General features: G+C 70.6%; 15 protein-coding genes. 5 read left to right on the forward strand and 10 right to left on the reverse strand.

The genetic code is table 11. The annotated features are described in order from the left end of the window. Positions 1 to 274: 274 nt before the first annotated feature. The 8 genes from NON19_RS01450 to NON19_RS01485 form a co-directional block, all read right to left on the reverse strand. The gene (locus tag NON19_RS01450; RefSeq protein ID WP_255924663.1) at positions 275 to 1,285 is read right to left on the reverse strand and encodes a 3-oxoacyl-ACP synthase III family protein; all 1,011 of its coding nucleotides are present in this window, start codon (positions 1,283 to 1,285) and stop codon (positions 275 to 277) included. Next, positions 1,282 to 1,935 carry an SRPBCC family protein gene (locus tag NON19_RS01455; RefSeq protein ID WP_255924664.1) on the reverse strand — a complete coding sequence of 218 codons (654 nt, stop codon included), beginning with the start codon at positions 1,933 to 1,935 and terminating at the stop codon, positions 1,282 to 1,284. Before NON19_RS01455 ends, NON19_RS01450 begins: the two co-directional genes overlap by 4 nt. Beyond that, on the reverse strand, positions 1,907 to 3,601 hold the full coding sequence (locus NON19_RS01460) for a thiamine pyrophosphate-binding protein (protein WP_255924665.1): 1,695 nt from the start codon (positions 3,599 to 3,601) through the stop codon (positions 1,907 to 1,909). The genes NON19_RS01455 and NON19_RS01460 overlap by 29 nt, the downstream gene beginning before the upstream one ends. Next, positions 3,598 to 4,620, reverse strand: a complete 1,023-nt coding sequence (locus tag NON19_RS01465; RefSeq protein WP_255924666.1) for a GlxA family transcriptional regulator — start codon at positions 4,618 to 4,620, stop codon at positions 3,598 to 3,600. Before NON19_RS01465 ends, NON19_RS01460 begins: the two co-directional genes overlap by 4 nt. Positions 4,621 to 4,738: 118 nt before the next feature. Continuing rightward, on the reverse strand, positions 4,739 to 6,589 hold the full coding sequence (locus NON19_RS01470) for a glycoside hydrolase family 15 protein (RefSeq protein WP_255924667.1): 1,851 nt from the start codon (positions 6,587 to 6,589) through the stop codon (positions 4,739 to 4,741). 201 nt (positions 6,590 to 6,790) lie between these two features. Continuing rightward, complete coding sequence (locus NON19_RS01475; RefSeq protein ID WP_255924668.1) at positions 6,791 to 7,471, reverse strand: peptidylprolyl isomerase; 681 nt, start codon at positions 7,469 to 7,471, stop codon at positions 6,791 to 6,793. Between the two features lie 217 nt (positions 7,472 to 7,688). Further along, the gene (locus NON19_RS01480; protein WP_255924669.1) at positions 7,689 to 8,519 is read right to left on the reverse strand and encodes an IclR family transcriptional regulator; all 831 of its coding nucleotides are present in this window, start codon (positions 8,517 to 8,519) and stop codon (positions 7,689 to 7,691) included. Between the two features lie 144 nt (positions 8,520 to 8,663). Beyond that, a complete protein-coding gene (locus tag NON19_RS01485) occupies positions 8,664 to 9,611 on the reverse strand; it encodes a quinone oxidoreductase family protein (RefSeq protein ID WP_255924670.1) in 948 nt (315 codons plus the stop codon). 587 nt (positions 9,612 to 10,198) lie between these two features. Between NON19_RS01485 and NON19_RS33035 the strand changes: the two genes are divergently transcribed. Then, positions 10,199 to 10,741 (forward strand): chaplin, encoded by a 543-nt coding sequence (locus tag NON19_RS33035; protein ID WP_303653200.1) that lies wholly within the window; start codon positions 10,199 to 10,201, stop codon positions 10,739 to 10,741. A gap of 58 nt (positions 10,742 to 10,799) precedes the next feature. Here NON19_RS33035 and NON19_RS01495 read toward each other — a convergent pair whose 3' ends face one another. After that, the gene (locus NON19_RS01495; RefSeq protein ID WP_255924671.1) at positions 10,800 to 11,036 is read right to left on the reverse strand and encodes a DUF6296 family protein; all 237 of its coding nucleotides are present in this window, start codon (positions 11,034 to 11,036) and stop codon (positions 10,800 to 10,802) included. Positions 11,037 to 11,293: 257 nt separating this feature from the next. Here NON19_RS01495 and NON19_RS01500 point away from each other — a divergent pair, with 257 nt between their 5' ends. The 3 genes from NON19_RS01500 (at position 11,294) to NON19_RS01510 (ending at position 12,398) form a co-directional block, all read left to right on the forward strand. Then, a complete protein-coding gene (locus tag NON19_RS01500) occupies positions 11,294 to 11,644 on the forward strand; it encodes an ArsR/SmtB family transcription factor (RefSeq protein ID WP_255925006.1) in 351 nt (116 codons plus the stop codon). A 23-nt stretch (positions 11,645 to 11,667) separates the two neighbouring features. Then, entirely contained in the window at positions 11,668 to 11,808 is a 141-nt protein-coding gene (locus NON19_RS01505; RefSeq protein ID WP_255925008.1) for a DUF6126 family protein, read from the forward strand. Between the two features lie 152 nt (positions 11,809 to 11,960). After that, positions 11,961 to 12,398, forward strand: a complete 438-nt coding sequence (locus tag NON19_RS01510; protein ID WP_255924672.1) for a hypothetical protein — start codon at positions 11,961 to 11,963, stop codon at positions 12,396 to 12,398. Positions 12,399 to 12,425: 27 nt separating this feature from the next. Here the strand turns inward: NON19_RS01510 and NON19_RS01515 are convergent, their stop codons facing one another. Beyond that, positions 12,426 to 16,040 (reverse strand): hydantoinase B/oxoprolinase family protein, encoded by a 3,615-nt coding sequence (locus tag NON19_RS01515; RefSeq protein WP_255924673.1) that lies wholly within the window; start codon positions 16,038 to 16,040, stop codon positions 12,426 to 12,428. A gap of 252 nt (positions 16,041 to 16,292) precedes the next feature. Between NON19_RS01515 and NON19_RS01520 the strand changes: the two genes are divergently transcribed. After that, positions 16,293 to 17,738, forward strand: a complete 1,446-nt coding sequence (locus tag NON19_RS01520) for an APC family permease (protein WP_255924674.1) — start codon at positions 16,293 to 16,295, stop codon at positions 17,736 to 17,738. Positions 17,739 to 17,742 lie beyond the last annotated feature (4 nt).

Below are 17,742 nucleotides of genomic sequence, written 5' to 3' on the forward strand. Positions count from 1 at the left end.
GTGGCCGCCGGGTGTTCGACGGCTGTCCTCGTAGACTACGAGGCGTGACGGGAGGGTTGCCCTTAGCACTTGCCAATGTGTCCAGCGCCACGTTGCCGCTGGGCGCTCGGCCGCGGTGAACTCGGTTGGTTCCGCTGCCGGTTGGGCTGCGGTCGGTAGCGCCCTGAAGGGTCCCGGGGCTGTGTTCATGTGCGGCTCCGCCGCGTGGGCGCGACCAGCCACGATGGTGCGGCAGTCGACCGACGGGCAGATCGCGGCACTTCCAGCGAAGCGTTCAGTGGTGCCATTCCACCGCCGCCGCGCCCGCGAAGTCGCCCGCGTGGGCGAAACCGCCCAGCACGAGCAGGCCGCCGTCCACCAGGCCTTGTGTGCGGATGGCGCGGTCCAGCGTGACGGGGATCGCGGCGCCGAAGAGGTTGCCGCAGTGGTCGAAGGTGTCCGGATGGCGCTCCGGGGCAATCCCCAGCGCCTCCCGCCAGTTGCGCAGGAACGTGCGGTTGGGCTGGTTGGTGATCAGTGTGTCGATGTCCGCTGGCTTCCTGCCGAGCGCCTCGCACAACTCGGTGACCAGCGCGGGAACCAACCGGTTCCCGCGCTCCAGCACCTTGGCGACCCCGGTCTCGGTGAAGCCGATCCGCAACTGCGCCTCGCCCGGCTCCCAGTACCTACGGCCGTCGTCGCGCACCATCGTCATGTCACCGGCGTACTCGGCGATGTGCCGCACCCGCACGTCCAGTACCGGATTGGGGCCCGACCTGGTGACGTACCCCACTCCGCACCCGTCGCCGGGGATCGCGGCCTGGGCGAGCCCGCGCACCTCGGACTGGGTGAACAACTGGCCCGCCGCGGTCTGCGCGTTGCAGATCAGTGCGGACCTCGCCGATGTGGTGGTGAGCAACTGCCGGGCGATGCCCAGCATATGGACGAACGAGGCGCAGCCCGCGTTGGCCACGTCCAGCAGCCATTCGGGGGCCATCCCGAGGCGGCGCGCCACCTCGGTGCCCGCGCCGACGAACGGCACGTCCGGCAACTGGCTGTGCACCAGCAGGACGTCCACCCCGCGGATCGCCGCCCTGCCGTGCCGTTCGACCAGCGGCCGCACGGCCCGCTCGATCAGGTCGACGTTGGTCTCATCCTCTGCCACGTGGTGCCGGAACGGCGGCACCCGGAACATCGGGCTGTCCCGCAGCCGGTCCTCCGCCCCGGGGTAGCCGGTGTAGAACTCCGCGGGCACCGGCTCGCCCGGCAGATACGCCGCCACGTCGGTGAGGCTGACCGGGGTCACCGGGCCACCGCCCGCGCGGGCGGCACGCTGACCGGGAGCCCGGCCTTGTGGCGGTGCTCCAGGATCGCCTTGAGGTTGCGCATCTCCACGGTGTGTCCGGCGTAGAACAGGTCCCAGTACTCGCCCACCCAGCGCCGGTCGGGGCGCGGTGCCCGCTGCGGGTACGGGTTGGCGTCGTAGTACGGATGGCGGCAGTTGGTCCAGGTGATCACCGAGCCCGGCTCGCCCAGCACCAGCGACGCCGGGACCACCCGCATCAGATAGATCATCCACAGCGTCTCGCCCTGGTCCCAGGCGCAGTGGTAGTCCACCGTCATCGCCTCTGAGTTGGCCACCACCTTGCAGTAGATGCTGGTGCCGGGCTCCAGCAGGTCACGGCCGCGCCACAGGCCCGGGGTGTCGGTGGGGCCGAAGTCCCGCAGGCTGCAGGTCCACTCCTCCAGATGGTGGCCCTGGCGCAGATAGTCGTAGACCTGCTCGGGCGGGCAGTCGACGTACTCCTCGATGGTGCAGTACCGCCCGTAGACCTGCTGGTGCGGATAGCTCTCCCGGGTCATCCGGGCGCAGTGCGCGGCGAGTTGCTCGGGGGAGGTGTTCTCCACCCTTATCAGTCCGGGGACTTCAGCCAACGTGGAGGGGTCCGCGGTCATCGGTGTTCTCCTTCGTGCGGTCGGCTCCCTGGCCGGGGGTGGCCAGGAAGGGCAGGAACGGGGGGATCTCCCGGTGGTCGAAGTCCATGGCGACCAGCGCCGGACCGGCCGCGTCGTTGCCGCGCAGCAGGGCCTGGCGCAGCTCACCGGCGCAGTGAGCCCGGGCCACGTACAGGTCCGGGAACAGGGCCGCGGCACCGGCCGCTATGTCGGAGGGGCGGAAGACGTTCTCGGTACGGGCCCCGCCCTGGAACAACTCCTCGCGGGTGGCGCACATCGCGTGCGCGTTGTTGTTGAGGATGACGAAGGTGACCGGCGCCGCGTACTCGACCGCGGTGTGCACCTCCATCCCGTGCATGAAGAACGCACCGTCCCCGGCCACCACATAGGTGCGCCGCCCGGTGGCCAGCGCCGCGCCGATGCCCGCGCCGAAGGTGTAGCCCATGCCGCCCATGCCCACGGCGACCACGAACCGGCCGTCGCGCGGCGCGGGCAGCAGATGGATGGCGCTGGCCCCGATGTTCCCGGCGTCCACGAAGACATGAGCGCGATCCGGCAGCGCCGACGCGATCGCCGAGAGCGCCTGCGGGTAGGAGGTGGCGGCCGTGGTGAACGGCGGCACGGTCAACGGGCGTGGACCGCCGGGGAGTTCGGGGTGCGGGCGCGGCCGGGGCGTCAGGCGGGCGGTGAGGGTGCGCAGCGTCTCGCGCGGGTCGCCGCTCAGCGCGATCCCGGGGACGAACGGCGGTTCCGGGTCCACGCAGACCACCGGGGTGCCGTGCAGCGCGTCGTCCAGGCCAGCGCGGGTCATCAACGGCAGCCGGGTGCCGACCAGCAGGCAGGCATCGGCCCGCCGCAGGCAGTCCTGGACGCCGGGGTGCCCCATCACCCCGGCCACACCGACGAACCGGGGATCGCGGTTGGGGAACACGTCCTTGGCGTCCGGACTGACCGCCACCCAGGCCCCCAACGCCGTTGCCAGCCCGGCCAGTTCCGCCCGGGCACCGCAGGCGGCCACCCCCTCGCCCGCGATCACCAGGACCCGCTCGGCGCCGCCCAGCAGCCGCACGGCCCGGTCCACCGCCTCCGGATCCGGCCGCGGCACCGGCGGCGGTGGTAGCGGTGTGTCCCGCGGCACCGTGATGAGGGCCTGCTGTACGTCCTTGGGCAGCAGCAACACGGCCGGACCCCGCGGGTGGGCCAGTGCCGTGTCGACGGCCTCGGCCAACAGCCGGGGGAACGACTCCGGTTCGCTGACCCGGGCGCAGAACCGGGACACCGGCGCGAAGACCCGTGCCGCGTCGAAGGAGCCGCCCTTGCCGCTGGAGTCCTGGAACGCCCCGCGCCCGTCCAGGGCGGTCGGCGGCTGCCCCACCAGCGCCAGCAGCGGAACCCGTGAGGCATGAGCCTCGGCCAGGCCCGGCACCAGGTTCATCGCCCCGCCGCCCGAGGTGGCCGCGACCACACCGATCCGCCGGGTGGCCCGGGCGTAGCCGTCCGCCATGGTGGCCGCCGCGAACTCGTGCTTGGCCACCACACCGACCACCCCCGGCTGGCGGTGCAGGGCGTCGTAGACGTCCTCGATGTTCGCGCCGCCCACGCCGAACACATACGGCACCCCGATACGGGCCAACTCGGCGGCCAGATGGTCGACAAGGCGCGTCATGAGCCCACCTCCGCGAAATCGTCCCGGCCCGGCGCCACGATCAGGCCAGCGGGGGAGAGCACCTGGAAGCGCTGCCGGTACTCGCCGGGGGCGAGCCCCATGGTCCGGCCGAAGGACCGCAGGAAGGTCTCCACCGCCGGGAAGCCGCAGCGCCTGGCCACATGGCTGATCGGCAGCTCGGTGGTCTCCAGCAGCTCACGCGCCCGCGCGATGCGCATCCGCTCGACGTACTGGCCCGGTGTGGTCCCCACCTCGCGGCGGAACACCCGGGCGAAGTTGCGCGGGCTCATGTTCGCCCGTCGCGCCAACTCGGCCACCGGCAACGGCTTTTCGAGGTGGTCGAGGATCCACTCCTGGGCCGCCCGGATCGGCAGCCGGTCGGCCAGTTGCGCCTCCAGCACCGCGCTGAACTGCGACTGCCCGCCGTGCCGTTTGAAGAACAGCACCAGATAGCGGGCCATCTCCAAGGCGACGCCCGCACCGTGGTCGGCCTCCACCAGCGCCAGCGCCATGTCGATACCGGTGGACACCCCGGCGGACGTCACATACCGGCCGTCCCACACGAAGATCGGCCCCGAGTCCACCGTCACCCGCGGATAGCGGTGGGCGAACTGCTCACAGTACGCCCAGTGCGTGGTGGCCCGCCGACCGTCCAGCAGACCCGCCTCGGCCAGCAGGAACGCCCCGCCGCACACCGAGGCCACCCGGCGCGACCGCGCGGCGGCCTCGCCGATCCAGGACACCAACCGCCGATCCCCCAGCGCCTCGCGCAGTCCCCAACCCCCCGGCACCACAAGGGTGTCGATGGGTCCCACCGCCTCCTCCAGCGGCGCGGCCTGGACCACCAGACCGACCGAGGTGCGCACCAGGGGCGCGTCGGCGGACACGTACTCGATGCGGTAGCCCACCCCCTGCCCGGCTAACCGGCGGTTCACCGTGTCGAACACCTCAACGGGCCCGGTGACGTCCAGCGCCTGGACGCCGGAGTAGACCACGACCACCACTCGTCGTTGGATCACGGTCACAGCCTGTCGGCGAACCGAACCTGTCCGCAATGACAGTCTGTTGACGATTACTGCCAGCCCGGCGGCGGTGCGCCGTTGAACAGCGCGCCGGGTCGCACGGGGGTGAGCCAGATCACGCCCGCTGGCAGTGCCGGGCGGCCGGGCCCGGGTGGCTCTTGATCGAACGGTCCAGGTTGGTGGCCGCGCTGATCAGCGCCAGGTGGGTGAAGGCCTGCGGGAAGTTGCCCAGCGCCTCACCGGCCGGGCCGATCTCCTCGGAGTACAGGCCCACGTGGTTGGCCTGGGTCACCATCTTCTCGAAGACATAGCGGGCCTCGCCCACCCGTCCGGCGCGGGAGAGCGCCTCGACGTACCAGAAGGAGCACAGGTTGAAGGTGCCCTCGGAGTCGGTGAAGCCGTCGCTGCCGTCGATCCGGTAGCGGTGCACCAGGCTGTCGCTGACCAGCGTCTCCTCGATCCGGCGCACGGTCGACAGGAACCTGGGGTCGGTCGGGGACGCGAACTTCACCAGCGGCATCACCAGCAGCGCCGCGTCCAGCGTGTCGCTGCCGGGGTTGCGCATGTACGCGCCGTGCCCGGGCGCGTAGCACATCTCCTGCACGAAGCGGTACGCGGCGCCCGCGGTGTCCCGCCAGCGCTCGATGGGCGCGGGCATGCCGCGCTGCTGGGCGATGCGCTGGGCCCGCTCGAAGGCCACCCAGGTCATCAACGCCGAGTAGGTGTACCGCTGCCGGGCGCCGCGGCCCTCCCAGATGCCCTCGTCCGGGTCCTCCCAGTGCTTCTCCAGCCACTCCAGCTGACGGCTCAGCGCCTCCCACAGGTCGTAGGAGATGGGCTGGCCGTGCTTGTTGTACAGGTAGACCGAGTCCATCACCTCGCCGTAGATGTCGAGTTGGAGCTGGCTGGCGGCGGCGTTGCCGATGCGCACCGGACGGGAACCGCAGTAGCCGTCGAGGTGGTCGAGCACCGTCTCCGGCAGTTCCGCGCGACCGTCGATGCCGTACAGCACCTGCAGCCCGCGCTCCGGCGCGGCCTCCAGGCAGCGGGTGCGCAGCCAGTCGACGAACGCCGCCGCCTCCTCGGTGAACCCCAGCCGCATCAGTCCGTACAGCGTGAAGGCGGCGTCCCGCACCCAGGTGTAGCGGTAGTCCCAGTTGCGCGCCCCGCCGACGGCCTCCGGTAGCGAGGTGGTCGGCGCCGCGACCAGCGCCCCGGTGGGCTGGTAGACCAGCAGCTTCAGCGCCAGCGCGGAGCGCTCCACCATCTCCCGGTAGCGGCCCTGGTAGCGGGACTGCCGCAGCCAGCCGTCCCAGTACGCCAGTGTCAGGTCCAGCAGCTTGGAGACCTCGGCGTCACCGAGCGGGCGCAACTCGCCCTCCCACTCGGCGGCCACCTCCAGGGTCTGCCCCGGCTCCAGCTCGACGGTCGCCACCGCGGCACCGCCGTCGACCCGCAGCGGCACAGATGAGCGCAACGTCAACGCACCGGCCGCGCTGGTGAACACCGCGCCGACATCCGGCACGACGCTCACCTCGTGCGGCACCCGCGCGTAGTCGAACGCGGGCCGGCAGCACACCTGGACCTCGGCCCGGCCCCTGAGCACCCTTACCTGGCGGACGATCTGCCGGACGCTCGCCTTCGGGCACGACGGATGGTCCGGAACCATGAAGTCGTACAGCTCGGCGACGGAGTCCTGGGCCAGGAACCGGGTCAGCAGCACATTGGAGTCCGGCATGTACATCTGCTTGGTGCGCTCGGCCTTCGCCACCGACACCGAGAAACAGCCGCCCTCCTCGGCGTCCAGCAGGGAGCCGAACACCGACGGCGCGTCGAAGCGCGGCAGACAGCACCAGTCGATCGTGCCGTTGTCTCCCACCAGGGCCACGGTGTGCAGATCGCCGATGATCCCGTGGTCCTCTATCGGTGTGTAGTCGGATCGGCAACTGTCGGTGACGAGCTGCATGGCCCCTCCTGGGACGCGCGGACCCCGCCCTCTCCTGTATACCGCCGCGACGGCCGCAACGCGTCCCGCTCGGGGCTCTCGTCAGGCACCCTCAAGGGGCACGGGGCTGTGTCCATGTGCGGCTCCGCCGCGTGGGCGCGACCAGCCACAACCGTGCGGCGGACAACCGACGGCACATCGACCGCGCCCCCAGCGGAGCGCTTAGTGCGCTGCGATGCGTACCCGGGCGATGTCGACCGGTAGCGTCGGGAAGCCGTCGCCGGGGCCGTTCTGGTCGTCCTCGCCGCCCGCGGCGATCTTGCGCAACACGTCCATGCCGCCGGTGACTTGGCCGAAGGGTGTGTAGGCGGGGGAGAGCTTGGTGTCCTTCCAGACGAAGAAGAACTGGCTGCCGTTGGTGTTCGGCCCCGCGTTGGCCATGGCCACCGTGCCCGCCGGGTAGGTGGCGCCGGACAGGTTCTCGTCGTTGAACGAGTAGCCGGGGCCGCCGCTGCCGGTGCCCGTGGGGTCGCCGCACTGCAGCACGTAGATCTTCTGGGTGGTCAGCCGGTGGCAGTGCGTCCGGTCGAAGTAGCCGCGCTGGGCGAGGAACCGGAAGGAGAACGTGGTGCACGGCGCCTTGTCGGTGAGCGCCTTGAAGGTGACGCGGCCCTGGCTGGTCCGCAGGGTCGCGGAGTACGGCCGGGCCGCGGCGGCGGGGTCGAAGACCGGTATGCCCTTGAATCTGTCGGCGGGCACGGCCTTGGTGAAGCCGCATGGTGCCGGGGCGGCCGACGCGGCCGAACGGTGCTCATCCGTACGGGAGTTGGCGGAGGCGGCCGTCGTCAGGGTGAGGACGACGGACGCCGCGACGGCGAGGGGAACCCAGTGCTTGCGCTGCATTTGACGGACCTCCGAGGTCTGTTGCGCTCACGGCACGATGAGTTGGCAGGGGTCACCCTAGGGCTGCGCGGCAGCCTGGGCGAAGTCCGCTGCCTTTCGGTGGCGCCCTGAAGGGGCGCGAGGCTGTGTCCATGTGCGGCTCCGCCGCGTGGGTGCGACCAGCCACGATGGCGCCGCGGACGATCGACGGCACATCGCCGCACTCCCAGCGGAGGGCTTACTGCACCGTCGACGGCCATGGCCCGCTGGCCAGTCGACTCAGCCCCGCACCGGCGGCCTTGGTGGCGTCGATGACGTTCTGCGGGGCGCGCGGCATCTCGCTCGCCGGTTTGAGCAGCAGCACCGCGCCCATGATGGAGTCGTCCCACATGATGGGCGCGGCGCAGGAGTTCCAGTCGGCCATGCACTCCTGCTGGCCGAGCGCGAAGCCCTGGTCCCGCACCTCGGCCAGTGAGGCGAGCAGCTCGTCGTTGTCCCGGAACACCCCGGGCCCGGCCTCCTGCGGTACCGGCTCGGCGAGCACCCGGGCCTGGATCGCCTCGGGCAGGTAGGCCAGGATCGTTCGGCCGGAGGCACCGGTGCGCAGCGAGCGGGTCACCGACAGCACATCGCGCGGCGTCATTCCCAGCTCGACCAGGTCGGAGTCGCCCACCGCCATGTCGATGCACTGGCGTTGGGCGCCGCCGAACGGCGCGAGCATGTAGAGGAAGGCCAGGCCGCCGTCGGTGCGCTCGCGCAGTTGTTGGAGCACGGCGTGCCCGGCGTCGCCCTCGGGACCGTGGGCCAGTGCCTGCAGGCCCAACTTGGCCGCTGACAGGCCCAGTTGGTACCGGCCGCGTCCGACCCGGACGAAGTTCCCCTGGTAGACGCCGGATTGCAGGATGCGGTGCACCGCCGAGTCGTCAAGTCCGGTGACTTTGGCCAGTTCTCCCGGGCCGTGTGAGGTGCCGCCCAGTTCGGCGAAGGCCCGTTGGACCCGGAAGACCCGCTCGGCGTGGCTGGTGCCGCCCGACGCCGCCTGACCGCCTTGCGCACTGTGCCTGTTCATGCAGTGAGCCCGCCCTCTACTCGCTCTGGCCGTGTCCCCCGGTCCCCCCGCGGGGACACAGCCTTCCACGGGTTCCGCCAGGCCAGCCGTCGTGTTTCGGCCAAGGCGGGCGCGCGGCGAGGAGTGCCCACGGTGCGCACGATCTTACGGTGCGGTGGCCAGCACCAGCTTCCCGGTCTGGGTACGGGCGGCCAGGTCGCGGTGCGCCTGGGCGGCCTCGGCGAGCGGGTAGCTCGCGCCGACCAACGGGCGCAGGTCGCCGGAGCGCACGGCGGCGGTCAGCGCCCTCATGCTCATCGGCAGTGCGTTGCGGTCCGCGTACAGGTGCGGCAGCCAGAAACCGGAGACGGTGATGGACTTCTCCATCAGCACCCGCGTCGGCACATCGCAGGTCTCCCCGGAGGCGTAGCCGTACACCGCCAGTCGGCCGCGGGGCGCCACCGCGGCCAGGGTGGCCCGCAGGGTCTGGCCGCCGGTCATCTCCAAGGCGGCGTGCACGGGGCCGCCCGCCGCGTCCAGGATGCGCTCGGTGAGGCCGTCGGTGGTGGACGAGTCGAGTACGGCGTCCGCGCCGAGCTCCTTGGCGAGCTGCCGTTTGGCCTCGGTGCTGGCCAGCGCGACGACCTTGGCGCCGACCTGCTTGGCCAGCTGTACGGCGAGGGAGCCGACGCCGCCCGCCGCGGCGGGGATCAGCACGCTCTGTCCACCGGTCAGCTGGGCGACGGTGAACAGCAGGTGCCAGGCGGTGTTGCCCTGCAGGGCCAGCACCGCGGCCTGTTCGTCGGTGATGTCATCGGGAACGTCCCAGGCCACTCTGCGGTGCACCACGGCCTTCTCGGCATAACCGCCGCCCCTGGTGAGCGCCACGACCCGGCGGCCGTCCTGCGTTGTTCCCACCACTTCATTGCCGGGAATATAGGGCAGATCAACCGGAGCCAGATAAGTGTTTTCGCGAACGTGCACGTCAGCGTAATTGACCCCGGCCCGGGTGACATTCACCAGAAGGTGCCCCGCGCGGGGCTCCGGATCAGGAACCTCGGCGAGTTCCAGCACTTCTGGCCCGCCGAACTGACGCATGGTGATCGCGCGCATATCTCTCCTTGGCTGGACGTTGCGGAGCGCCCGCTCCGACAGGCTAGGCCATGGGCTGCGGCGAGCCACCGGTGGCCCCGGGGCACGCTTTCTCGCCCGGCGAGAAAGCGTGAAAGCATTATGTCCGAAAGGGCGGACTGCGGTGCCGCGGTTTTCTCGTCTGGTGAGAAACGGAGCCGGTCCTTGCGGGTTGACGGGTTTTTTGACATAGTGATGTCAGTCGCGTTCGGGGCGGCAACACACCGAATCCACGGGGGAATTAGGTTCGGTAGAGTTGCTTCTGGGATTTTCCCAGGCTCCGAACGCGGCTAATTTTTTTGGCCTGGCTACCCCCTTCTGGCTGCGCGGTGGCGCCGGTACCGGGGTGTGACGGCGGATCAACCGGATAGCGGTCGATGCGGCGGCGAGGAGCGCTTCGCCGCGCGCCGCGTTTGTACGACCATCAGGTGGGGGCTGTTCGAGGGAATTTCGGCTTACCCGACCGGTGCAAACGGATGACCCCCCGTGTGCGGGCCGCTGCCGTCGCACGGCGCGTGGTGACATGTCGGCTCGGGAACCCGTCCCCACCGTCCCACCACGGAGGCCACATGAAAGCCATCAAGAAGGCCGCGGTGCTGACCGCGACCGCCTGCGCGCTGGTCCTGGCCAGCGCGGCCGGTGCCAGTGCCGACGCGGGCGCCCAGGGTGTCGCCGCCGCCTCACCCGGTGTCCTGTCCGGCAACGTCGTGCAGATTCCGATCGACCTTCCGATCAACCTGTGCGGCAACACGCTCGACATCGTCGGACTGCTCAACCCCACTGCCGGGAACGCCTGTTCCGGCAACGGTGGCGGACTGAGCGGGCAGGCCATGGGTGGCGGCGGCTCCAACGGCGCCATGGGGGACGTCAAGTCCGGCACCCGGCACGACGCCCCCGCGCACCTGGCGAGCCGCCCCGCGCCCCATGTGAACCGCCCCGCGGCGCACCGCCCCGCGGCGCACCTGCACCGCCCTGCCGCGCACCGCCCGATGACCCACCGCCCGGCCCGCCATCACCTACGCCGTCCGGCCCACCCGCGCATGCACCGGGTCCACCGCCCGACCCACCGCCGCCCGGTCCACCACCAGACCCACCGCAGGCACTACCGCTGACCGCCCCCGGGTGCGGGGGCTCGTCCCGAAGAGAACAGCCCCCAGCCGCCACGCTCCGTCACTCCAGCGGACGCGCACTCGTCGGCCGGCGGAGGGCCTGGCGCCCTCCGCTGGCCAGCATTCTGACCTCTCCCTTGTCACTGATCTCCGCCCGGATGATGCCGCTGTCGTCCTCGTACACCGCGCTGCCGCCCGGCCCGGCGGCCTCCGTGCGGCGGACCACCACCGTGTCGGCCGCTGCCTCCTGCTCACCCTGCGGGAAGGTCAGCTCGTATGCGGTGGGTTGTTGGTCCATGGCACCTCCCATTGAGCACATGCAAGGACACAAGGTGTAACCGCGATGTCCTGAGTTTCGCACCTTTGTCGTGCGCTCGCGCATGGAAGCGATCTTGTTTCAGCCGTTGCCCATCGTTCAACGGCGGCACCTGCGCCCCAAACCGGCCACTCCTCGCCCGCCGGTCCGGGCGGTGGCTGTTAGGATGAATTGAAGAATTCTTCAATTCATTGGCCCGGCAGCAGGAGGCCCCGGTGGCAGGAGGCGAGGTGTCCGGGGTGCGGGTTCCGCTGTACCAGGCGAAGGCGGAGTTCTTCCGTATGCTGGGGCACCCGGTGCGCATCCGGGTGCTGGAGCTGCTCCAGGACGGCCCGATGCCGGTGCGCGACCTGCTGGCCGCGATCGAGGTCGAGCCGTCCAACCTGTCCCAGCAACTCGGGGTGCTGCGCCGGTCGGGAATCGTGACCGCCACCCGCCAGGGCTCCACCGTGGTCTACGAGCTGGCGGGCGGCGATGTGGCCGAACTGATGCAGGCCGCGCGGCGGATCCTGACTGAGATGCTGGCCGGACAGCAGGGGCTGCTGGCCGAGCTACGCGCGCCCGACGCCCGCGGTGGAGGGCCCTCGTGATCGACGACAGCGCGGACCGTCCGCTGCCCAGGGACCCGGGAGCCGGAAGCGAGCGGTTCAAGGAGCGCGGAGTGCTCCTGAGGGTCTTCATCTATGTCTTCGCCACCCACCTGTTCGCCGGATTCATCTGGCTGCTGTTCTACGTCGGCGGACACCGCATGTGACACGGCGGGACATGGCACCGGCCCGTGGCCGTGTTGCGAAGTTGTGACCCGTACGAGTGGCCCATCCCTCTGTACGGACGTAGCGTCGACATCGCAACGACAGCCGTTACGAGCTCCGCCGGAGCGGTTGAGGAGCGAACATGCAAAGTCGTGTGGCAAAGACAGCAATCCTGGTGTGTGCTGGTACGGCGCTAGCGGCGATCGCCGCCCCGTCGTCCGCTTCCGCGTCCGCCAACTCCCGACCGCAATCGCCCACCCGGGTCGTCGTCGACTGCTTCTACCGTCCGCAGGTCCGCCCAGCGACGTTCCTCATCGCGTGCGCCGACGGCAACAACTACCTGGACAAACTGCACTGGTCGCGGTGGGGACCCAACTCCGCCACCGCCACGGGACAGGACGTGGTCAACGACTGCAAGCCCTACTGCGCCGCAGGCAGGTTCCACAGCTATCCGGCGCTGGTACGGCTGGACCGGGTACGGCAGTGGAACGGCAAGTCCCGCCACTGGCAGTACAGCAGGTTGACCGTCACCTATCCGGGCGCCAGGCCCGCGGACACCCCGCAGAGCATGACGTACCCGCTGTGGAGCTGACGCCCCGACAGGTGGCGGCGCGGCGGTTCACGGCGAACCGTATCCGCCGCCGCCGGGTGTCTCCACCACCAGTACATCACCCGGTCGCACGTCCACCGAGTCGCAACCGGCCATTCGGGTGACCGTGCCGTCCGAACGCTCCACGCGGTTGGCGCCCAGCGCCCCCGGAGCGCCCCCGGCCAGCCCGTACGGCGGCACCCTGCGGTGTCCGGACAGCGTGCTCACCGTCATCGCCTCCCGGAACCGGATCCTGCGCACCGCTCCGTCACCACCGCGCCAGCGGCCCGCGCCGCCGCTGCCCGGCCGGACTGCGAACTCCTCCAGCAGCACCGGCAGGCGCCACTCCAGCACCTCGGGGTCGGTCAGCCGGGAGTTGGTCATGTGCGTCTGCACCACCGACGCCCCGTCGAACCCGTCACCGGCACCCGAACCGGAGGCGACGGTCTCGTAGTACTGATGGCGTTCGTTGCCGAAGGAGACGTTGTTCATCGTCCCCGATCCCTCGGCCTGCACACCAAGGGCCGCGTACAGCGCGCCGGTGATCGCCTGTGAGGTCTCCACGTTACCGGCGACGATCGCGGCGGGATACGTCGGAGCGAGCAGCGAGCCGTCCGGGATGACGATGCGCAGTGGGCGCAGACAGCCGTCGTTGAGCGGGATGTCATCGGCGACCAGCGTGCGGAAGACGTACAGCACCGCGGCCGTCACCACCGAGGACGGCGCGTTGAAGTTGCTGTCGAGCTGTGCCGAGGTGCCGGTGAAGTCAACGGTCGCGCGGCGCCGCTGGCGGTCGACCCGGACCCGTACCGAGATCACCGCGCCGGAGTCCATCTCATAGCGGTACTCACCGTCGTCCAGCGCGTCGATGACCCGGCGCACCGCCTCCTCCGCGTTGTCCTGCACGTGCCGCATGTAGGCCTGCACCACATCGAGGCCGAAGTGCCGGATCATCGCCCCGACCTCCTCAACGCCCTTGTGGTTGGCGGCGATCTGGGCGCGCAGGTCGGCGAGGTTGGTGTGCGGGTTGCGCGACGGGTACGGCGCCTCGGTGAGCAGTCGCAGGGTCTCCGCCTCGCGCAGCCGACCGTTCTCCACCAGCAGCCAGTTGTCGAACAGCACCCCCTCCTCCTCGATCCGGTGGCTGCCCGCGGGCATGGAACCGGGAGTGATGCCGCCGATCTCCGCGTGGTGGCCACGGGACGCGACGAAGAACAGGATCTGCCGCTGGCCGTCGGTGCCGGTGCCGAAGACCGGGGTCACCACGGTGATGTCGGGCAGATGCGTGCCGCCGTGGTAGGGGTCGTTGACGGCGTAGGCGTCGCCCGGCTTCATGGTTCCGGCGCGGCGCCGCAGCACCTCCTTGACGCTGGTGCCCATCGAGCCCAAGTGCACCGGAATGTGCGGTGCGTTGGCGATGAGGTTGCCCTCCGGGTCGAACAGCGCACAGGAGAAGTCCAGCCGCTCCTTGATGTTGACCGACTGCGCGGTCGACTCCAGCCGCGCGCCCATCTGTTGGGCGATGGACACGAACAGGTTGTTGAAGATCTCCAGCATCACCGGGTCGGCCTCGGTGCCGACCTCCGCCTCGGTGCGCGCACGTACCCGCTCCACCAGCAGATGCCCGAACCGGGTCACCGACGCCCGCCACCCCTCGTCCACCACCGTGGTGGCGTTCGCCTCGGTGATGATGGCCGGTCCGGTCACCTCCTCGCCGGGCCGCATCCGCTCCCGCCGCCGCAGCGGTACCTCCCGCCAGGCACCGCCGGTGTACATCCGGGCGGTGGCGGTCCGCGCGGTCTCCTCGGCGTCCTCCGCCTCCTCGGGCGTGCCGAGGCGGTCGAGGCCGGTGTGCTCGGTGAGCCCCGTCGCCTCCACGGAGAGGGCCTCCACGATGACCGGGCGGTCCATCAGGAACGAGTAGGTGGAGCGGTGGCTGGCCTCGAACTCGGCCATCATCTCGGCCGGTTCGGCCAACTCCACCGGTACGGCGGTGTCGGTGCCGTCGTAGCGCAGATAGGCGCGGCGGTTCACCCGGATCCGCTCGGCCGGTACGTCCTCGTCCAGCAGCTCGCCGCGGGCCGCCGACTCCAGAGCGTCGGCCACCGAACGCACCCGCTCCATCGCCCGCGGCTCCAGCCGTACCTCCACCGACTGCTGCCGCATCGCGGTGGTGTCGGCGAGCCCGATGCCCAGGGCGGAGAGCACACCCGCCATCGGCGGCACCAACACGGTGCGGATGCCGAGCGAGTCGGCGACGGCGCACGCGTGCTGGCCTCCGGCGCCGCCGAAGGTGGTCAGCGCGTACTCGGTGACGTCGTGGCCCTGTTGTACGGAGATGCGCTTGACCGCGTTGGCGATGTTGGCCACCGCGATGTGCAGATATCCCTCGGCGACCTCCTCGGGTGAGCGGTCGTCGCCGGTGGCTTCCCGGATCCGCCCGGCCACTTCGGTGAACCGCCGCCGCACCAGCTGCGCGTCCAGCGGTTGGTCGCCGTCCGGCCCGAACACCTTGGGGAACCGGTCGGGTTGGATGCGGCCCAGCATCACATTGGCGTCGGTGACGGCCAGCGGTCCGCCGCCGCGGTAGCAGCACGGTCCCGGGTCGGCGCCCGCCGAGTCCGGGCCGACCCGGTAGCGGCTGCCGTCGAAGTGCAGTACGGATCCGCCTCCGGCGGCCACGGTGTGGATGGCCAGCATCGGGGCGCGCAGCCGCACCCCGGCGACCTGGGTGTTGAACACCCGCTCGTACTCGCCCGCGTAGTGCGACACATCGGTGGACGTGCCGCCCATGTCGAAGCCGATCACCTTGTCGAATCCGGCCTGTTGCGACATCCGCACCATGCCGACGATGCCTCCGGCCGGTCCGGACAGGATCGCGTCCTTGCCCCGGAAGTGCCCGGCCTCCGCCAGTCCGCCGTTGGACTGCATGAACATCAGCCGCACACCGTGCATCTGGTCCGCGACCTGCCGTACGTACCGCTGGAGCACCGGCGAGAGATAGGCGTCCACCACCGCGGTGTCACCGCGCGGCACCAGCTTCATGAGCGGGCTGGCCTCGCTGGACAGCGACACCTGGGGGAAACCGATCTGTTCGGCCAGCTTGCCGATCGCCTGCTCGTGGGCGGGGTGCAGATGGCTGTGCAGACACACCACCGCCACCGCGCGGATGCCGTCGCGCTGGGCGTGCCGAAGCTCCTCGCCCAGCCGTTCCAGGTCCGGTGCGCGCAGCACCGTACCGTCCGCGGTGATCCGCTCGTCGGCCTCGATGACCCGGTCGTACAGCGCCTCGGGCAGCACGATCTCGCGGGCGAAGATCTGCGGCCGGTTCTGGTAGGCGATGCGCAGCGCGTCCCGGAACCCCTTGGTGATCACCAGCGCGGTCCGCTCGCCCTTGCGCTCCAGCAGCGCGTTGGTCGCCACCGTCGTGCCCATCCGCACCGCGTCCACCCGGTCCGCCGGAACGGGATCGTCCGGGGAGACGCCGAGCAGCGCGCGGATGCCCGCGACGGCGGGATCGCGGTAGCGCGTGGGGTTCTCCGACAGCAGCTTGTGCGTGGTCACCCGGCCATCCGGACCGCGGGCGACGATGTCGGTGAACGTGCCACCGCGGTCCACCCAGAACTGCCAGCCCGCACCAGCCACGCCGGTTTCCCTTCCCCACGGTGATCCACCACAAACGATCGTGCCCCCTGTCGCGGCAAGGCGGCCGGTCATCAGGTACAACCGGCCGGTCGGTGGGTATTGAGGCCATGAGGCGCACGGCGCGCGCGGCTCGCGAGGGGCGTTCGCGCGGCAGTGGCACTCTTCCTTCCCTTCCCCTGCCCGTGGACCGTGCGACCGGCGAGGCGCCCGGTGCGTCACGCGTCCCCTGGACCCCGTGAATGAGGAGCAGCCGTGGACACCACAGCGTTGGGAACGGGCGGCGGGGCCGCCCCCTCGGTCCAGCCGGAACGCCTGCGCCGCGGCGCGCTCGGGCTGGCCGACATCACCGCGTCGACCATGGCCAACATCGGACCGGCGATGAGCTTCTTCTTCGGCTTCGCGCTGATCGCGCAGACCGCCGGGGTGGCCGCGCCGCTGACCATCCTGGCGGCGGCGGTCGTGGTCGCCCTGCTCGGCAACACCCTCGCCGAGTTCTCCCGGTCCATTCCGTCCACCGGCTCGTTCATCACGTTCATCGGCAAGACGTTCGGCCCGGTCGCGGCCATCACCACCACGATCGTGGTGTCGCTCGGCTACATCATCGCGGTCTCGGCGGTGGTGGCCATCTCCGGCGGCTGGACGGCGACGATCATCGCGCACTACACCGGGGTGCACATCGCCTGGCAGTGGTTCACCGCACTGTGGACGCTGGTCTCCTTCGCCCTGGTGGTCAGGGGCGTTTCGGTCTCCACCAAGTGGGCGGGCGCGCTGTTCGGCTTCGAGATGGGGCTGTTGGTGCTGGTGAGCGTCTGGGTGCTGGTCCGGCACGGCGGGCATCTGACCATGGCGCCCTTCGACCCCCGTCATCTGGCGGGCGGCTTCAAGGGACTTGGGCTCGGTTTCCCGCTCGCCGTCTTCCTCTTCGTCGGCTGGGAGAACTCCGCGGCGCTCGCCGAGGAGACCACCAACCCGCGGCACGCGGTGCCGCGGGCGATCTATCTGTCCATCGCCGCGATGACGGTCAGCTATCTGCTGTTCGCCTACGTCACGGTGGTCGGCTTCAACTACGACACCGCCGCCCTCGCCAAGTCCGACGTGCCGTTCGTCGACGTGGCGTTGGGCATCCTCGGCGGCGGCGCGTTCCTCGCCTATCTCGCGGGGTTCACCTCCATCACCGGGTCGCTGATCTCGGCGGCCAACTCCCAGTCCCGGCTCATCTTCAACTCCGGCCGGGAGGGCCTGCTTCCGCCGGTCGTCGCCAAGGTCACCGCACAGGGGCGCACGCCGTGGGTGAGCTTCGTGGTCTACCTCGCCGTCGCCCTCGGCCTGGCCTTCGGCTGGGGCTGGGGCTGGGACATCGATCCGGTCACCTACTTCGGCGAGTCCGCGACCTTGGGCACCATCCTCATCGTGGTCACCTGGCTGGTGGCCAACCTGGCCCTCCCGGTCTACTACCGCCGCAACCACCCGGAGCTGTTCTCACCGGTGCGGCACCTGATCCTCCCGATCGCCGGGGTGGCCGCGATCGGCTACCCCCTCTACCAACTCGTCAAGCCGGGCCAGCCCGCACCGTTCGATGTCTTCCCACTGATCAGCGGGGCGATCATCGTGGTGGCGGTGGGGTACGCGCTGGTGCTCAACGCACGGGACCGGACGCTGGGGGAGCGGGTGGGGTCGATCGTGGCCGACGTCGACTGACGGC

Source organism: Streptantibioticus rubrisoli (genome assembly GCF_024436055.1).
Lineage (GTDB): Bacteria > Actinomycetota > Actinomycetes > Streptomycetales > Streptomycetaceae > Streptantibioticus_A > Streptantibioticus_A rubrisoli.

Coding starts and splice junctions, on each gene's coding strand:
- NON19_RS01455 (WP_255924664.1), bottom strand. CDS start 1,935: ATGACCGCGGACCCCTCCACGTTGGCTGAAGTCCCCGGACTGATAAGG.
- NON19_RS01480 (WP_255924669.1), bottom strand. CDS start 8,519: ATGAACAGGCACAGTGCGCAAGGCGGTCAGGCGGCGTCGGGCGGCACC.
- NON19_RS01495 (WP_255924671.1), bottom strand. CDS start 11,036: ATGGACCAACAACCCACCGCATACGAGCTGACCTTCCCGCAGGGTGAG.
- NON19_RS33035 (WP_303653200.1), top strand. CDS start 10,199: ATGAAAGCCATCAAGAAGGCCGCGGTGCTGACCGCGACCGCCTGCGCG.
- NON19_RS01470 (WP_255924667.1), bottom strand. CDS start 6,589: ATGCAGCTCGTCACCGACAGTTGCCGATCCGACTACACACCGATAGAG.
- NON19_RS01475 (WP_255924668.1), bottom strand. CDS start 7,471: ATGCAGCGCAAGCACTGGGTTCCCCTCGCCGTCGCGGCGTCCGTCGTC.
- NON19_RS01460 (WP_255924665.1), bottom strand. CDS start 3,601: ATGACGCGCCTTGTCGACCATCTGGCCGCCGAGTTGGCCCGTATCGGG.
- NON19_RS01485 (WP_255924670.1), bottom strand. CDS start 9,611: ATGCGCGCGATCACCATGCGTCAGTTCGGCGGGCCAGAAGTGCTGGAA.